This window comes from Pseudomonas psychrophila (genome assembly GCF_001043005.1).
Classification (GTDB): domain Bacteria; phylum Pseudomonadota; class Gammaproteobacteria; order Pseudomonadales; family Pseudomonadaceae; genus Aquipseudomonas; species Aquipseudomonas psychrophila.
The window spans coordinates 932,075-948,647 of sequence record NZ_JYKZ01000001.1; the positions used below are offsets into that span (position 1 = coordinate 932,075).

Below are 16,573 nucleotides of genomic sequence, written 5' to 3' on the forward strand. Positions count from 1 at the left end.
CGTTTACTCCTCTGCCCCGGCAGCTGAATGCGAACTTGTGTCCACCCCATCGATCCCGGCCACTTCTTTCTTCTCGTGCTTGACCGGCTTGCCTGGAGTCATACCTTCGTACTTGTCGACGATTTTCTGAAACAGGTTCGGTGTGTACGAGGAGAACAGCTCAACGGGATTGTTCTGGCTTGGTTTGCTCAAGGCTTCGTATTCAGCTTGTTCAAGCTGTTTAGGTGATGCTTTGACTTCACTTACCCAGGCATCGAATTCAGCCTGAGAAGTCGCGATCGCTTTGAATTTCATGCCGGTGAAACCAGCGCCGCTGTAGTTGGCAGAGATGCCTTCCATTTCAGCGTTGCGGTTGGCAATCAGGTGAAGCTTGGTCTGCATACCGGCCATGGCGTAGATCTGACCGCCCAGGCCCGGAATGAAGAACGAGTTCATGACCGTGTCAGAAGTGATACGGAAATTGACCGGTGTGTTGGCCGGGAACACGATCTTGTTGACGGTGGCGATACCCTGTTCCGGGTAGATGAACAGCCACTTCCAGTCCATAGCCACCACTTCGATGGTAATCGGCTTGACGTCAGATTCGAGCGGACGATACGGGTCCAGCGCGTGGGTCGATTTGTAGGTGATCACGCCAAGGGCGATGATGATCAAAATCGGCACGGTCCAGATCACAACTTCGATCTTGGTGGAGTGCGACCACTTCGGCGTGTAGGTAGCGCTGGTGTTCGACGCACGATATTTCCACGCGAAGACCAGGGTCATAATGATGACCGGCACTACGACCAGAAGCATCAGCAACGTAGCGGTGATGATCAGATTACGCTCTTCGACCCCGACCTGCCCCACTGGATCCAGCAGCGTCCACTTGCAACCTCCCAGCAGCAACATGCCGAAAAGTGGCAATAAGCCAAGGAGTCTGGGGTACCTTTTTTTAGTCATCTCACGACCTCTAAAACAGCTTGCACAATGCAGTTGGTTTTTTTCGCCAACACTTCGCCCTGCCAAGGGTTGGCTCTTTTCCGGAATTGAATAAAAGCCTGCTCTATCACCATCAGGCGAACGGGCAAATTCCGGGTTAGCAGTGATTTCTTATTCGATACGTGGTCAATGGCCTTGTCACAGACCAATTCCATTTGGTGCGGAACTTAGAAGGGTTGCCAGTACCTGGGAGTCGCATGGGACGCCTGTATTGAACAACCCAGTCGGCCTTCAACTTCCCGCTTGGGCTCAGGGATGAGCAGGCTGGACGTTCAGTGCGGGCGATTGTAGTTAGGTAGCTCTCTATAAACCATGTCTCATCCGGAAATAATTCTTCTCGGCCTAGGTAACAATCCCTACCTATTATTACGCCCCGCGCTTTGACACCCCCCTTGCTCGTGGCTGTAGCACGCCATTACCCCTCGATTTCAGCGCCCCTTTTTAGCGCACGACAACCACACCCCTACCCCTCCTGAACGCCCAAATAAAAAGGGCTACAGCCGATTTGCGTTGAGTCTCGCCACGTACTTTTCAACCCCGTCATCAGCGTCAAAACGTCTCAGAGCCGTTACACGAAGTCATACGTTTGAAAGACCGTCTGTCAGATGAAGACACGCCCTGCGACAAACGCTCCGTGACAATATGTCGCAGTGTTGCGCACCCTTTTTCCACCCCCGGTTAACACCCTCTTTACATTTGCGCGCGGACAAAAAAACGCCCCGCACATCCAGAGGAAGAACGAGGCGACTCATGGCAAATTTAACGCTTTGCTTAGTTGGCTTTTTGACGGTTGCGGTAAATGCCCAGAGGCACCAGCACGGCAGTCATCACAAAGGCCGCGAGTGCCCACTGCGCCAGCGACAGGCCGAGCACGGGGGGGTAAGGGGTTGAGCAAAAGCCGTCCACCTGAAACCCCAGCGGGAAGATCGCCGCCAGTGGCAAGCCATCGACAATCGGCTGCAACGCGTCAAGACCGCAGCTGACTGCCGGGTTGGCCAGGATGTAGACGTGACGTCCGGCAGCGGCGATCCCACCAATGGCGCTCAGCACCACCAGCACTTCAAGCACCGTAAGGCTGCGCCGGGTAGGCATCGCGGCGCCGATAAAGGCAAAGATCGCGATCAGCAGCAGGGCATAGCGCTGCAGGATACACAGCGGGCAAGGCGCCTCGCCAAGCACGATCTGCATATAGAGGGCGCCGCCGATCAGCGCCAGGCAAATCAGCCCGAGCAGAACCAGGAAGCGCTTCTCCCGGCCCAGTTGCAACATGTCATTCGTCATCCCGCGTCCCTTAGCCTGATTGTGTGTAAGCCGCGCAGTTTACACCCAGACCTGATGCCTGGATGTATCTGAACGTTACCGGGAAGGTCTCGCAAGGGGATTAATGGGGGATTAAGGTTACTTCAGCTCTGCCGCCGGGCCGAAGAACTCGTAGCGGCTTTGCTTCTCAGGCACACCCAGTGCTTTGAGGTGACGTTTGACCGCCCCCATGAAGCCTTTGGGCCCCAGGAAATAAGCATCCAGGTCGCGCTCTTGCGGTAACCATTGCGCCAGCACTTCCTCAGTCAAAAGCCCTACATGATTTGCAGATTCGCCCTGCTCGTCGTAGCAGTAAAAACGCTTCAATTGAGGGTGCTGATCGGCCAGTTCATCTACCCAGGTGCGGAAGGCGTGCACATCGGCATTGCGGGCACAGTGGATAAAGTGAATCGCACGCTGTGTCGCCAACGCTGCCTCAAGCATTGCCAGGGTCGGCGTAATACCCACGCCACCGCTGATCAGCACCAGCGGTTTTTCGCTGTCGGTCAGCGTGAAGTCGCCCGCTGGCGGGAACAGTTCCAGGGTGTCGCCCACGTTCATCCGGTCGTGCAGGAAAGTGGAAACAACCCCGCCGCTCTCGCGCTTGACGCTGATGCGGTAACGACCGACCTGAGCCAGCGCAGAAAGTGAATAGTTACGACGGACTTCTTGACCATCAATCATCAGCTTGAGGCCGATGTACTGACCCGGAGCAAAATCAAGGATTGGCTGCTGATCGACCGGACGGAAGTAAAACGAGGTGATCTCAGCGCTTTCCTGGATCTTGGCCGCCAGCTTGAACGCTCGCCCGCCGCGCCAGCCGCCTGGGGCAGCTGCTTTTTCGTCGTAAATGGCGGCTTCGGCACCGATCAGGATATCGGCCAGCTGGTTATAGGCCGCACCCCAGGCACTCAACACTTGAGGGGTAGCGATATCGCTGCCCAGCACTTCCTCAATCGCCCGCAGCAAACAACTGCCGACAATCGGGTAATGCTCCGGCAGGATTTGCAGCGCAACATGCTTGTTGATGATCTTGGCAACCAAATCGCCCAACTGGTCGAGCTGGTCGATGTGCCGCGCATACATCAGTACACCGTTGGCCAGTGCACGGGGCTGATCACCACTGGCCTGGTTGGCCTGGTTGAACAGCGAGCGCACCTGCGGGTATTCGGACAACATCATGCGATAGAAATGAGTGATCAGCGCCTCACCGCCGCTTTCCAGCAAGGGTACGGTGGATTTAACGATGGCACGATCCTGAGCAGTAAGCATAAGGTAACTCCTGGGCACGTAGGCTTTAACAATTACTCTTTACCTATCAGCTTTCGTGCCAACATTTAAATCCTTTAAAATCAATACTTTAAAGAATATATAGTCATTTTGACTCATACTCATTTATAGTCATAAAGACTATACGAGGTCAAAATGACTGCAAAACTGCTACTCACCACCCTGTTGCCACTTGTGGCTGACTTGTCCCGCGACCTGCCCGAGAGCGAGCGCTATCGACGCTTGCTGCACGCCTTGCGCGCCCTGCTCCCCTGCGATGCCGCCGCCCTGCTGCGGCTGGACGGCGAATGGCTGGTGCCGCTGGCGGTCGATGGCTTGAGCCTCGATACCCTCGGGCGACGCTTCAAGGTCAGCGAGCACCCGCGCTTTGAAGCGCTGCTCGCGAGCCCCGGCCCTACCCGATTCCCTAGCAATTGCGAGCTGCCAGACCCGTATGACGGGTTGGTAGACGGACTCGCCGAGCACCTGGAAGTCCACGACTGCATGGGCTGCCCGCTGTTTGTCGACGAGCGCCCCTGGGGGCTGCTGACGCTCGACGCCCTGGACCCAAAACGCTTTGAGCCGATCGAACTGGACGACCTGCAGGCCTTTGCCAGCCTGGCCGCCGCTACGGTCAACGTGGCCCAACGCATCGAACGCCTGGCATTGCGGGTGGAGGACGAACAGCAGAAAGCCGAGCTTTATCGACAGGCCAACGGTTCACCCAATAAAGAACTGATCGGTCAGAGCAAGATTCACAAGCGCCTGCTTGAAGAAATCGCCTTGGTGGGCGGCAGTGATCTGACAGTACTGATCACCGGCGAGACCGGTGTCGGCAAGGAACTGGTGGCACAGGCCATTCACGCGGCCTCGCCACGGGCGGATAAACCGCTGATCAGCCTGAACTGCGCCGCCCTGCCCGACACCCTGGTTGAAAGCGAGCTGTTCGGTCATGTGCGCGGCGCCTTCACCGGGGCAACCAATGACCGGCGCGGAAAATTCGAACTGGCCAACGGTGGCACCCTGTTTCTGGATGAAGTGGGCGAGCTGTCCCTGACCGTGCAGGCCAAGTTGCTGCGGGTGCTGCAAAGCGGGCAGTTACAGCGCCTGGGCTCGGATCAGGAGCATCAGGTCGACGTGCGGCTGATCGCGGCCACCAACCGCGACCTGGCTGAAGAAGTGCGCAGCGGTCGCCTGCGTGCAGACTTTTATCACCGGTTGAGTGTGTATCCGATCAGAGTGCCGGCATTGCGTGAACGCGGGCGTGATGTGCTGTTGTTGAGCGGTTTTTTTCTGGAGCAAAACCGCTCGCGCATGGGCCTTGGCAGCTTACGCCTGAGTCCCGATGCGCAAGCCGCTCTGGTGCAATATTCCTGGCCGGGTAACGTGCGCGAACTGGAGCATTTGATCGGCCGCAGCGCCCTTAAAGCCTTGGGCAGTTGCACCACGCGACCGCGCATTTTGACCCTGACGGCGGCAGACCTGGACTTGCCAACCACCCCCCCAAGCGCTGCGGCAATTGAGCCCCTGAATGTACAGCAGCCCATCGGCGATTTGCGTCTGGCCACTGATAACTACCAGCGCCAGCTGATCAGCGCCTGCCTTGAACGCCATCAGCACAACTGGGCCAGCGCTGCGCGGGAATTGGGCCTGGACCGGGCGAACCTGGGGCGCATGGCCAAACGACTGGGCCTGAAGTAAACCTGCCGCTCCCACAAATTAAAGCCCGCCCGGTTAAGGTCGATAACGCTGTATCGCTCCCACCACAGAAGGTTTTTATGTCATCGAACAATGCCCGCGCAGATTCACTTTCGCTTCTGCTCTTCACTCTGCGCAGCGGCAAGTTGTTGGCGATCAACCTGCTCAAGGTCAGTGAAATCATCCCCTGTCCGCCGCTGACCAAAATGCCCGAGTCGCACCCCAATGTAAAAGGCATTGCGGTGTTGCGTGGCACGGCGTTGTCGGTGATTGACCTTAGTCGGGCCATCGGCGAGCAGCCGTTGCTCGATCCTGATGGCGGCTGCCTGATCGTGACCGATGTCAGCCGCTCCAAGCAGGGCCTGCATGTACAGGCCGTGAGCAAAATCGTGCACTGCCTGAGTACGGATATTCGCCCACCGCCCTATGGCTCCGGCAAACGCTCGTATATCACTGGCGTAACCCAGGTCGACGGCGTGCTGGTGCAGGTGCTGGATATCGAAAAAGTGATCCACGGTATCGCTCCGGCAAAAGTCGAAGGCGCAGAGCAAAACCTCAGCAGGGAAGAATCCAGGCTGCTGGCCAACGCTCGAATACTGGTGGTCGACGACAGCCAGGTGGCGTTGCAGCAATCGGTCATTACCCTGCGCAATCTGGGCCTGCACTGCCACACGGCGCGCAGCGCCAAGGAAGCCATCGAGCGCCTGCTGGAACTGCAAGGCACACCGGACCAGATCAATGTGCTGGTGTCCGATATCGAGATGTCGGAAATGGACGGTTATGCCTTCACCCGCACCGTGCGTGACACCCCTGACTTTGCGCACCTGTACGTGCTGCTGCACACCTCGTTGAACAGCTCGATGAACAGCGAAAAAGCGCGCCTGGCCGGAGCCAATGCGGTGTTGACCAAATTCTCTTCGCCCGAGCTGACGCAGTGCTTGATCCTGGCGGCTCGCACGGTTGCCGAGCAAGGTTACTGAGACACATGAGCGAGTACTGCCTGTTACTGCGCAAAGACCTGACTCGCCCGTTGGCAGCCGCTTGCTGGCCTGCCGATTTAAGCGTTGTGGCCCTGAGCGAGGAGCTGATGCAACCGGTGCATACCTTGCTCAGCCAGGGTTACAGCGATGGCAGTGGCACTGTTGATTCGCTCGAGGAGTGGCGCCACAGCCTGCTGCACGACGCCGAATTCGACCCGCAGTTGTGCTTGATCGCACTGCGTTCAGGCGTGGTGGTGGGCGTCGCGCAAGGCTGGACCAGCGCTTATCTGAAGGATTTGGTGGTGCATGCCGGACATCAAGGGCAAGGCATTGGCCAGGCGTTGCTGGCGCGAGTGTTTGCGGTGTACGCACAACGCGGTGAGGCCTGCGTTGACCTGAAGGTCATGGAGGGCAACACCACGGCCCGTCGTTTGTACGAGCGGGCCGGGATGGTTCAGGTGCAGCGCATCGAGCTATAGATCAGCGCTTGCCCATGGTTTTACGGGTGCCGTGTGGCGGTGCGCCAGGGGTTGTGTCGTGGCCGCCGAGGCCGCTTTTCTGGTAGTACGCCTTGCCCTGGGACTTGGCCTTGGCAAACTCGGAAGGCTTGAAAGGGAAAGTGAACGCTGGGATGACCGGTTTTTTCGGGGTCTCCAGAGTGGTTTCATTTTCAACCAGTTCAGTGTCCGGGGCATCAGGAGCCGTCGTTTGTGTAGGGGTAGTCATGAAAGCTCCGAAATACGGTAAAAAGTCAGGCCAAGTGGCGCAATGCCGCGCAGTATACCTGTGCGCCCCCTGTGCGTTGCACTCACTGGTCGTAAAAATCATCAATCTGCCCGCTCCCACAAAAATGACCTGCCGGATGTTTTACTCAGTGCTAACTGTCAGCAATGTCAGTTAGCCGTCACCGTACTGACCGGGTCTACACGCTATAACTGATTGATCAGCCCTCACTCCACGCACATGGCGTCTATCCGGCATGCCCACCACAACTAAAAAAATCATGCTGGGCACCCTCGTCGTTGCCCTGATCGGTGGTACTGCCTTGTGGCTCAACCGCCCCGCACCCAGCAAGTCCACGGGTGGCGCGGCGGTGCCAGTCCGGGTTGTTCAAGTACTGCAGCAAGATGTAGCGCGCTATGTCAGCGGGATTGGCGCGGTGTTATCGCTGCACAGCGTGATGATCCGTCCCCAAATCGACGGCATCCTCACCGACATACGGGTCGCCGAAGGCCAGGAGGTCAAGACTGGCGACCTCCTGGCGACCCTGGATGACCGCTCGATCAAGGCCAGCCTTGACCAGGCCAAGGCCCAACTGGGGCAGAATCAGGCACAACTGCAAGTGGCACTGGCCGATCTCAAGCGCTACCAGGTATTGAGCGTGGACAACGGCGTGTCCAAACAAACCCTCGATCAACAACAAGCACTGGTCAATCAGCTCAAAGCCTCGGCGCTTGGCAATCAGGCGGCAATTACCGCGGCGCAGGTGCAGTTGTCGTATACGCAAATACGCTCCCCGGTCACCGGCCGTGTAGGGATTCGTACGGTGGATGCGGGCAACTTCCTGCGGGTCAGCGATACCCAAGGGCTGTTTTCCGTCACCCAGATCGACCCCATCGCCGTCGAGTTTTCGCTGCCTCAACATCAGCTCCCCCTGCTGCACGACTTGCTCACGGCCAAAGACCCGGCCCGGGTCAAAGCTTTTATCGGTAACGCCGACAGCAGCGGCATGCCTCTGGGTGAAGGCCGCTTGAGTCTGATCGACAATCAGGTCTCGGCAACCACTGGCACGATCAAGGTTAAAGCCCGTTTCGACAATCCCAAGCAAACCCTGTGGCCCGGCCAACTGGTCAATGTCCAGATCCAGTCAGGGCTGGCGAAGAACGCGCTGGTGGTGCCGCCTCAGGTGGTGCAGCGCGGGCTGGACAACTACTTTGTTTACCGGGTGCTGGTCGACACCGTCGAGACAGTCCCCGTGCAGTTGGTCTATCAAGACACCGAGCAGAGCATCATCACCGGCGTTAACCCGGGCGACACGCTGGTCAGCGATGGTCAGTCGCGGCTCAAGCCAGGTTCGCGCATTGAAATACTGAGTGAGCCAACGGCCGCTCAGGTGCAGCCATGACCAACAGCCGCTCGCTGTCCGCCTGGTGCGTCGATCACCCCGTCGCCACGGTGCTGCTGACGTTCGCCCTGGTGCTCGTGGGGCTGATCGCCTTTCCACGCCTGCCTGTCGCCCCCTTGCCCGAAGCCGAGTTCCCGACCATTCAAGTGTCGGCACAGCTACCGGGCGCCAGCCCGGACACCATGGCCTCATCGGTGGCAACCCCGCTGGAGGTGCAGTTCAGCGCCATCCCCGGCATGACCCAAATGACCTCCAGTAGTGCGCTGGGCTCGACCACCCTGACCCTGCAATTCACCCTGAGCAAAAGCATCGACACCGCGGCACAAGAAGTCCAGGCGGCGATCAACACCGCCTCCGGCAAGTTACCCAAGGATATGCCGACCCTGCCGACCTGGAAGAAGGTCAACCCGGCCGACAGCCCGGTGCTGATTCTGAGCATCAGTTCAATGCACATGCCCGGCACCGAACTCAGCGATTATGTCGAAACCCTGTTGGCCCGGCAGATCAGCCAGATTGATGGCGTGGGCCTGATCAACATCACCGGCCAGCAACGCCCGGCGATCAGGGTCCAGGCCTCCGCCGACAAGCTGGCCGCCATTGGCCTGACCCTGGCCGATATTCGCCTGGCCATCCAGCAAACCAGCCTCAATCTAGCCAAGGGCGCGCTGTACGGCCCGTCGAGCATTTCTACCCTGTCGACCAACGATCAGTTGTTTGACGCGGATGAGTACGGCCAACTGATCGTCTCGTACAAGGACGGCGCCCCCGTGCAGCTGCGCGACGTAGCACGGGTGGTCAACGGTGCAGAAAACGATTACGTACAAGCCTGGTCCGGGCATCAGCCGGGGCTCAACCTGGTGATATCACGTCAGCCGGGGGCGAACATCGTTGAAACCGTGGACCGAATTCAGGCCGCCCTGCCCGGATTGCAAGCCATGTTGCCGGCCTCGGTTGAAGTGACCGTGCTCAGTGACCGCACCAAAACCATTCGCGCATCCTTGCATGAAGTTGAAATCACCTTGCTGATTGCCGTGCTGCTGGTAGTCGCGGTGATGGCGCTGTTTTTGCGCCAATGGTCCGCCACGCTGATTGTGTCGGCGGTCCTCGGGGTTTCGCTGATTGCCAGTTTTGCCCTGATGTATGTGCTGGGCTTCAGCCTCAACAACCTGACGCTGGTGGCGATTGTGGTGGCCGTAGGGTTTGTGGTCGACGATGCGATTGTGGTGGTGGAGAACATTCACCGTCATCTCGAAGCCGGCGAAAGCATGCGCGACGCCGCGATCAAGGGTTCCAGCGAGATTGGTTTTACCGTGGTTTCCATCAGCTTCTCGCTGGTGGCCGCGTTCATTCCGCTGCTGTTCATGGGCGGCGTGGTCGGACGGCTGTTCAAGGAGTTCGCCCTGACCGCAACCTCGACCATCCTGATTTCAGTCGTGGTGTCACTGACCCTCGCCCCGACGCTGGCCGCGCTGTTTATGCGTTCACCGGTGCACACGCCAGACGCCAGGCCGGGCTTTGGCGAGCGCTTGCTGGCGTGGTACGAAAAAGGCTTGAAACGCGCACTGGCGCACCAGCGGTTGATGCTGGGGATTTTCGGCGTGACGCTGGCCATGGCCATCGTCGGGTACGTGCTAATCCCCAAAGGGTTCTTCCCGGTACAGGACACCGGCTTCGTGCTCGGCACCAGCGAAGCGGCGTCCGACATTTCATTCCCGGACATGACCCAAAAGCACCTGGCGCTGGCCAGCATCATCAGTAACGACCCTGCGGTCCAGGCTTTTTCCCACTCCGTGGGCGTGACCGGCAGCAACCAGACCATCGCCAACGGCCGCTTCTGGATTGCCCTTAAAGACCGGAAAAACCGCGATGTGTCGGCCAGCGAATTTATCGACCGGATTCGCCCGCAACTGGCCAAGATACCAGGCATCGTGCTGTACCTGCGCGCAGGCCAGGACATCAACCTCAGTTCGGGGCCAAGCCGCAGCCAGTATCAATACGTGCTCAAAAGCAACGACGGCCCGACGCTCACCACCTGGACCCAGCGCCTGACTGAAAAGCTGCGCGCCAACCCGGCGTTTCGCGACGTGTCCAACGACCTGCAACTGGGCGGCAGCATCACCCATATCAGTATCGACCGGAACGCGGCAGCCCGCTTCGGCCTCACTGCCACCGATGTCGATGAGGCGCTGTACGACGCGTTTGGCCAGCGGCAGGTCAATGAGTTTCAGACCGAAACCAACCAGTACAACGTGATTCTGGAGGTGGACGCGCAGCAGCGTGGCAAAGCTGAGAGCCTGAACTACTTCTACCTGCGCTCGCCGTTGACCGGGGAAATGGTGCCGCTGTCGGCCCTGGCAAAGGTTGATGCACCTACCAGCGGGCCGCTCTCGATCAGCCATGACGGTATGTTCCCGGCAGCCAACCTGTCATTCAACCTCGCGCCCGGCGTGGCCTTGGGCGATGCCGTGTTGATGCTTAATCAGGCTAAAAATGAAATCGGCATGCCGAGCACCATCAGCGGCAACTTCCAGGGGGCTGCGCAAGCGTTTCAGAGCTCGCTGTCCAGCCAGCCGTGGCTAATCCTGGCGGCACTGGTCGCGGTTTACATCATTCTGGGGGTGCTCTATGAGAGCTTTGTGCACCCGCTGACAATCATTTCGACCCTGCCATCGGCAGGGGTCGGGGCGCTATTGATGCTGTGGATATGCGGCCAGGACTTTTCGATCATGGCGCTGATAGGGCTGGTGCTGCTGATCGGTATCGTCAAGAAAAATGGCATCCTGATGATCGACTTTGCCCTCGACGCCCAGCGCAACCGCGGTTTGAGCCCCGAAGAGGCCATCTACCAGGCGTGCATTACGCGGTTCAGGCCCATCATCATGACCACCCTCGCCGCTTTGCTGGGTGCCCTGCCGCTGATGCTCGGCTACGGCACCGGTGCCGAACTGCGCCAGCCACTGGGGATCGCCGTGGTTGGCGGGCTACTGGTGAGCCAGGCACTGACCCTGTTTACCACGCCGGTCATATACTTGTGGCTTGAGCGGATGTTCCATCGCTCCAAATCCGCCAGTGTGCTGGCGACGAATCACTGAGGCGGGTCATGCGCGTTCTGATTATCGAAGACGAAGAAAAAACCGCCGACTACCTGCACCGCGGCCTGACCGAGCAAGGGTACACGGTGGATGTGGCCCGCGACGGGATCGAAGGCCTGCACCTGGCGATGGAGAGCGACTACGCGGTGATCGTGCTCGATGTGATGCTGCCCGGCCTCGACGGTTTTGGCGTGCTGCGTGCCTTGCGGGCGCGCAAGCAAACGCCAGTGATCATGCTGACCGCCCGCGAGCGGGTCGAAGACCGGATTCGCGGGCTGCGCGAAGGTGCCGACGATTACCTGGGCAAGCCGTTTTCGTTTCTGGAGCTGGTGGCCCGCCTGCAAGCCCTGACCCGTCGCAGCGGCGGTCATGAACCCGTGCAGGTGACCGTGGATGACCTGTGGATAGACCTGATCAGCCGCAAGGCCAGTCGCGCCGGAGCCCGACTGGATCTGACCGCCAAGGAGTTTTCGCTGCTCAGCGTACTGGCGCGGCGCCAGGGTGAGATTCTTTCCAAGACGGCCATCGCCGAGATGGTCTGGGACATCAACTTCGACAGCGACGCCAACGTGGTCGAAGTCGCCATTAAGCGTTTGCGGGCCAAGCTCGACGGCCCCTTCGAGCACAAGCTGCTGCACACCATTCGCGGCATGGGTTACGTGCTGGAGCGGCGTGGTGTTTAAGCGACTCAGCACCCTGAATTCGATCGCCCTGCGCCTGAGTGCAATGTTTGCCCTCGTGGCGCTGCTGGTGTTTGTGCTGATCGGCGGTGCGCTGTATCAGCAGGTCGACAAAAGTATTAGCCGTCTGCCGGAAGCAGAACTGGATGCGCGTTACAGCGTGCTGGAGTCTTCCGTAAATCGTTACGGCACGCCCGAACACTGGGCCAAAATCAGCGCCAAGCTTAAGTTGCTCAGCGAAGAAGACAAACGCATCCGATTCTGGGCAATCAGTTCGGACCCGCTCTATGAATACGGCAACCCCGAAGCCGCCGTACGCGAGTTCGCCCAAGGCCCGACCGGTGTTCGGGACCTGCAGCTGCCTGGTCAGGCTTATCCTTTCAACGTGCTGATCAGCCAGATCCCGGCCAAGGAACAACGCCCGGCGATGCGCTTTTTAATAGCCATCGATACGCAAACCTTTCGTCAGACCCAGCACCACTTGCTGATCGCGTTAATCAGCTTGGCGGCTATTGGTGTTCTGCTGGCCTCACTGCTCGGCTATTGGGTGGCAAGGATCGGCCTCAAGCCGTTGAACATTTTGTCTGAGGCCGCGCAAAAACTGGCTCCCCCACGGTTGTCTGGACGCTTGCACCTCGCACCCATGGCTCCGGAACTGGAGCAACTGGTCAGCGCCTTCAACGCAACCCTCGAACGCGTCGAGTTGGCCTATACGCGGCTGGAGTCGTTCAATGCCGACGTGGCCCATGAACTGCGCTCACCCCTGACCAACCTGATTGGCCAAACCCAGGTTGCACTGACGCGGGGGCGTTCGGCCGAGCACTACTTTGAGGTGTTGCAATCCAACCTCGAAGAACTGGAGCGCCTGCGCAGTATCATCAATGACATGCTGTTTCTGGCCAGCGCCGATCAGGGGAGCAAGGCGAGCAAACTGACCCGGGCGTCCCTGGCAGATGAAGTGGCCACGACCCTGGATTATCTGGAGTTCATTCTTGAGGACGCGCAGGTTGATGTGAGGGTGAGCGGCGATGCTCAGGTCAATATCGAAAAAGCCCATCTGCGCAGGGCACTGATCAACTTGCTGAGCAATGCTGTGCAGCACACCGAGGCCGGGCAATCGATTGACGTACAGATCAGTCGTACGGAGGATCAGGTGACCATCAGTATCAGCAATCCTGGCGAGCCGATAGCCCAAGAACATTTACCTCGCCTGTTCGAGCGCTTTTATCGCGTTGATGCGGCCCGCTATAACAGTGGCGCCAATCACGGATTGGGGCTGGCCATTGTTAAAGCGATTGCACACATGCACGGCGGCGACGTGTTTGTACGCAGCCAACACGGTAGAAATATATTTGGACTGACACTCCCCGAGCCCCAGATGTAAACACCTATAAACACAACATCAAACAATAACACCCCTTCCGTAAACACATTAAACACATACACCTTAGAACTACCATAACTTTTCACGCACAATAAATACCCAGCATCATAATCACACCTGCTAATTATGACAGTAGACGACTTAACCCCCCCTCCTCATACTCCCCCTGCGACAAGTAATAAATACCCAACACAACTGCCCTTAATTTAAGTCCGCTACCCAACACACTTAACTTTCCTGAACAGGTAGTTCTCATGAATGACTTCAATAGCAGTGACGACTTCACCAAAAACAATGATACCCACGTGTTAGCAGGACCCGCGACCCGGATTTTAATCGGCGGTAGCGGCGACACTGACACCCCCATCAATACAGGATGCACTATCCGGACGCCCTCACTGGTTCAGGATGCCAACGGCAACACCGTGTACGAGGGGGTCGTTTACTGGAGCATGAGCACCAGCCCGCACATGCCGAACTTCAACATCACCAATACCAGCGCTCGAAACTGTCTTATCACAGGGCCCGTGACAAAAAGCTTTTCTTTAACCATGAAAGCCACCTACCTTAACCTTACAACTTCCAAAACAATTCCTGTTAGAGCCATTATTCCAACCACCCCAAAAATCGAGACTGTTTCACCTCCTCACAACAGCGAATATATAAAAGAGGCTTCAATAACGCTTAAAGTAAAAACAACAGGTATTCGACCTGAGGAAGCCCACTTCTACACTGTTCGGTATGAGCGACCCGGAGGTCCTGGCCTTGGTATGGGCGCAGCATTCCCTAACTTTGAAGTTACCACGTGGGCCAACCCGGCTTTTCCGGGAGTCAATACGGTCTATGCCTCATTATGGGATTCGCGCCTGAACCATGAGGTTTCGCTAGCCACGATCAAGTTTACAGTCGTGTAACTGCGTCCTGAGCACGTCATTCTTTCAGGCGTAATTCAATCTTAACGCGCGTTGACCATCGTATTGAGCCCCAGTACACATTGCCCGGCGCGTGACGCAATGACGGTGCATCTGTGTCATCCATCCCCGCAGGAGCTGAGCAAGGCTGCAACCTTTGACGTCAAAAGGATTGCCACCCTGCTCAGTTCTCGCGGCTTGATGTGTCTAGCTCGCTCATCTCCCGGTTTGTTACTTGAAACGCAAAAGTCCTTGTCCAAAACATGGCTTTTTCGCCACCTCGCACCGCTATAGATTTAGGCCATCACACAGCACTTGCTAAGCAAGAAGGTCTTTGAAATGTCCAGCAGTATGGGTATGGCTAGCGTTTTCGTTTTGTCGTCTTTGTTGTTGTCGCCTTTGGCCATGGCGGAAGAATCCCCTGCATTCGTCGCACAAAATGCGGCACGCGCAGCTTCTTTTGAGCAGAACCAGGCAGAGCTGACGGCACGTCAACAAAACGACGCCAAGCCCCAGCAAAAGCAGGCCAAAGCCAGCGTTTCGGATGAAGCAAAAGACAGTTGATCCAACACTTTCAAACTTCCCGACCCAGTCAGCCATATGCCATGCATGTGACTGATTGTTTCAAAAGCCGCTATGATAGCGGCTTTTTTTTGTTTAAAAAAAAGCACTGCCTCTCTGGAGTGCGATCAAGCAAGCACAGTTTCTTTGATCAAAATAACAACTGCCGCCACTCTCAAGGAGCAACTCACTGGTGAAGTACTCACTAAAACTCAGTCCGTTATTCATTGCCCTGGCTGCAACGATCCCCACTTTCACCCATGCCGCTGACGACGCCTCAAAAGACGGCTTTATCGAAGGCTCAAGCCTCAAAATTAACGCCCGCAACTACTACATGAACCACGATATCCGCAGCCCCCATGCCGATGACAGCAAGGAATGGGGCCAAGGTTTCGTCGGTAAATTTGAGTCGGGCTTCACTCAGGGCACGGTCGGCTTCGGCCTTGATGCCTACGCCCTGCTTGGGCTCAAGCTCGACGGCGGTGGCGGCACGGACGGCAGCAGCATCCTGCCGGTCAGTGATGGTAACGGCAAAGCCCCCACATCCTTCTCGTCTGCCGGTGCGGCATTGAAAATTCGGGCATTTGATACCGAACTCAAGGCAGGCGATCTGTTTTTGACCAACCCGGTGATTGCCGGCGGCGAAACTCGCATGCTGCCGCAGACCTTTCGCGGTGTCAGCCTGACCAATCACAGCTTCGATGGCTGGATGTTCGAAGGCGGCCAGGTCAGCTTTGAAAAGCCCTACAACCAGAGTGGCATGCGCCGTCTGACAACCACCTACGGCGACCTTGGCGATCAGAGCAGCAAGCACATCACCTGGGCCGGTACGTCCTGGAGCGGTGTGCCTGGGATTACCAGCAATTTATATGCGGCCCAGCTGCAGGATATCTGGAACCAGTACTACTACGACCTGGATTACACCTATGCGCTGACCGAGAGCATCAGCCTTAATCCCGGCCTGCATTTCTATCACACCCAGGACACCGGTAAGGCGCTGCTGGGGGATATCGACAACAACACTTTCAGCCTGCACTTCGCGGTCGGAGTCGACGGACACAAGGTGACGGCGGTCTACCAGCGGGTCAACGGCAACACGCCTTTTGACTACCTCTATCAGGGTGACAGCGTTTACCTCGACAACTCGCAGCAATATTCGGACTTCAACGGCCCCAACGAACGCTCCTGGAAGCTGCAATACGAATATGACTTTGCCGGGCTCGGTATTCCAGGTCTGACGACCAGTGCTTCCTACTCACGCGGCGAGCTGGATTTGACCAAGGCTGACGCCAACAGCATCGGCTACAGCAACTGGTACAACCCCGCAGGCAAGAATGCCCATCACTGGGAGCGCGATCTGGGGGTCAAGTACGTACTTCAGGAAGGCAAGGCCAAGGATCTGGCAGTAAGCCTGCGCTGGGCAACCAACCGCGGTAACACGGCTTACCAGAGCGTCGACAACGATGTCGATGAGTACCGGGTAATCGTCGACTATCCTATTGATGTGTTTTAATCCTTGACCATAAGGCCAGCTTTTAGCTGGCCTTATCTCTGTAAGGAATCACCTTATGGCAGGGCACGAATCGTATCTGT

Annotated in this window: 14 protein-coding genes; 10 read left to right on the forward strand and 4 right to left on the reverse strand. The window is 57.6% G+C overall.

From position 1 onward, the window contains the following. Window positions 1–3 precede the first annotated feature (3 nt). From cyoA to hmpA, 3 genes are all read right to left on the reverse strand, one after another. Entirely contained in the window at window positions 4–942 is a 939-nt protein-coding gene (cyoA, locus tag TU76_RS04310) for a ubiquinol oxidase subunit II (protein ID WP_019823755.1), read from the reverse strand. A gap of 810 nt (window positions 943–1,752) precedes the next feature. Next, window positions 1,753–2,262, reverse strand: coding sequence for a disulfide bond formation protein B (locus TU76_RS04320; protein WP_048351146.1), 510 nt, complete (start codon window positions 2,260–2,262; stop codon window positions 1,753–1,755). 117 nt (window positions 2,263–2,379) lie between these two features. Beyond that, entirely contained in the window at window positions 2,380–3,552 is a 1,173-nt protein-coding gene (gene hmpA, locus TU76_RS04325; protein ID WP_019823762.1) for an NO-inducible flavohemoprotein, read from the reverse strand. Between the two features lie 153 nt (window positions 3,553–3,705). Here hmpA and norR point away from each other — a divergent pair, with 153 nt between their 5' ends. The 3 genes from norR to TU76_RS04340 all read left to right on the forward strand — a co-directional run bounded on the left by norR (window position 3,706) and on the right by TU76_RS04340 (window position 6,706). Further along, window positions 3,706–5,250 carry a nitric oxide reductase transcriptional regulator NorR gene (norR, locus tag TU76_RS04330; protein WP_048351147.1) on the forward strand — a complete coding sequence of 515 codons (1,545 nt, stop codon included), beginning with the start codon at window positions 3,706–3,708 and terminating at the stop codon, window positions 5,248–5,250. Between the two features lie 77 nt (window positions 5,251–5,327). Then, a complete protein-coding gene (locus TU76_RS04335) occupies window positions 5,328–6,227 on the forward strand; it encodes a chemotaxis protein (protein ID WP_019823765.1) in 900 nt (299 codons plus the stop codon). A 5-nt stretch (window positions 6,228–6,232) separates the two neighbouring features. Beyond that, on the forward strand, window positions 6,233–6,706 hold the full coding sequence (locus TU76_RS04340; RefSeq protein ID WP_048351148.1) for a GNAT family N-acetyltransferase: 474 nt from the start codon (window positions 6,233–6,235) through the stop codon (window positions 6,704–6,706). A gap of 1 nt (window position 6,707) precedes the next feature. On the opposite strand, the gene TU76_RS04345 is transcribed toward TU76_RS04340, so the two are convergent. Then, window positions 6,708–6,953 carry a hypothetical protein gene (locus tag TU76_RS04345; protein ID WP_019823768.1) on the reverse strand — a complete coding sequence of 82 codons (246 nt, stop codon included), beginning with the start codon at window positions 6,951–6,953 and terminating at the stop codon, window positions 6,708–6,710. A 253-nt stretch (window positions 6,954–7,206) separates the two neighbouring features. Between TU76_RS04345 and TU76_RS04350 the strand changes: the two genes are divergently transcribed. The 7 genes from TU76_RS04350 (at window position 7,207) to TU76_RS04380 (ending at window position 16,493) form a co-directional block, all read left to right on the forward strand. Continuing rightward, on the forward strand, window positions 7,207–8,352 hold the full coding sequence (locus TU76_RS04350) for an efflux RND transporter periplasmic adaptor subunit (protein ID WP_019823770.1): 1,146 nt from the start codon (window positions 7,207–7,209) through the stop codon (window positions 8,350–8,352). Next, window positions 8,349–11,444 carry a multidrug efflux RND transporter permease subunit gene (locus TU76_RS04355; protein ID WP_019823772.1) on the forward strand — a complete coding sequence of 1,032 codons (3,096 nt, stop codon included), beginning with the start codon at window positions 8,349–8,351 and terminating at the stop codon, window positions 11,442–11,444. Before TU76_RS04350 ends, TU76_RS04355 begins: the two co-directional genes overlap by 4 nt. A gap of 8 nt (window positions 11,445–11,452) precedes the next feature. Then, window positions 11,453–12,127 (forward strand): heavy metal response regulator transcription factor, encoded by a 675-nt coding sequence (locus TU76_RS04360; protein ID WP_019823773.1) that lies wholly within the window; start codon window positions 11,453–11,455, stop codon window positions 12,125–12,127. Continuing rightward, window positions 12,120–13,508 carry a heavy metal sensor histidine kinase gene (locus TU76_RS04365; protein WP_019823775.1) on the forward strand — a complete coding sequence of 463 codons (1,389 nt, stop codon included), beginning with the start codon at window positions 12,120–12,122 and terminating at the stop codon, window positions 13,506–13,508. Before TU76_RS04360 ends, TU76_RS04365 begins: the two co-directional genes overlap by 8 nt. A gap of 254 nt (window positions 13,509–13,762) precedes the next feature. After that, window positions 13,763–14,422 (forward strand): hypothetical protein, encoded by a 660-nt coding sequence (locus TU76_RS04370; protein WP_019823778.1) that lies wholly within the window; start codon window positions 13,763–13,765, stop codon window positions 14,420–14,422. Window positions 14,423–14,776: 354 nt separating this feature from the next. After that, window positions 14,777–14,983, forward strand: a complete 207-nt coding sequence (locus TU76_RS04375; protein ID WP_235428601.1) for a hypothetical protein — start codon at window positions 14,777–14,779, stop codon at window positions 14,981–14,983. A 190-nt stretch (window positions 14,984–15,173) separates the two neighbouring features. Next, the gene (locus tag TU76_RS04380) at window positions 15,174–16,493 is read left to right on the forward strand and encodes an OprD family porin (RefSeq protein WP_048351149.1); all 1,320 of its coding nucleotides are present in this window, start codon (window positions 15,174–15,176) and stop codon (window positions 16,491–16,493) included. The last annotated feature ends 80 nt before the right edge of the window (window positions 16,494–16,573 follow it).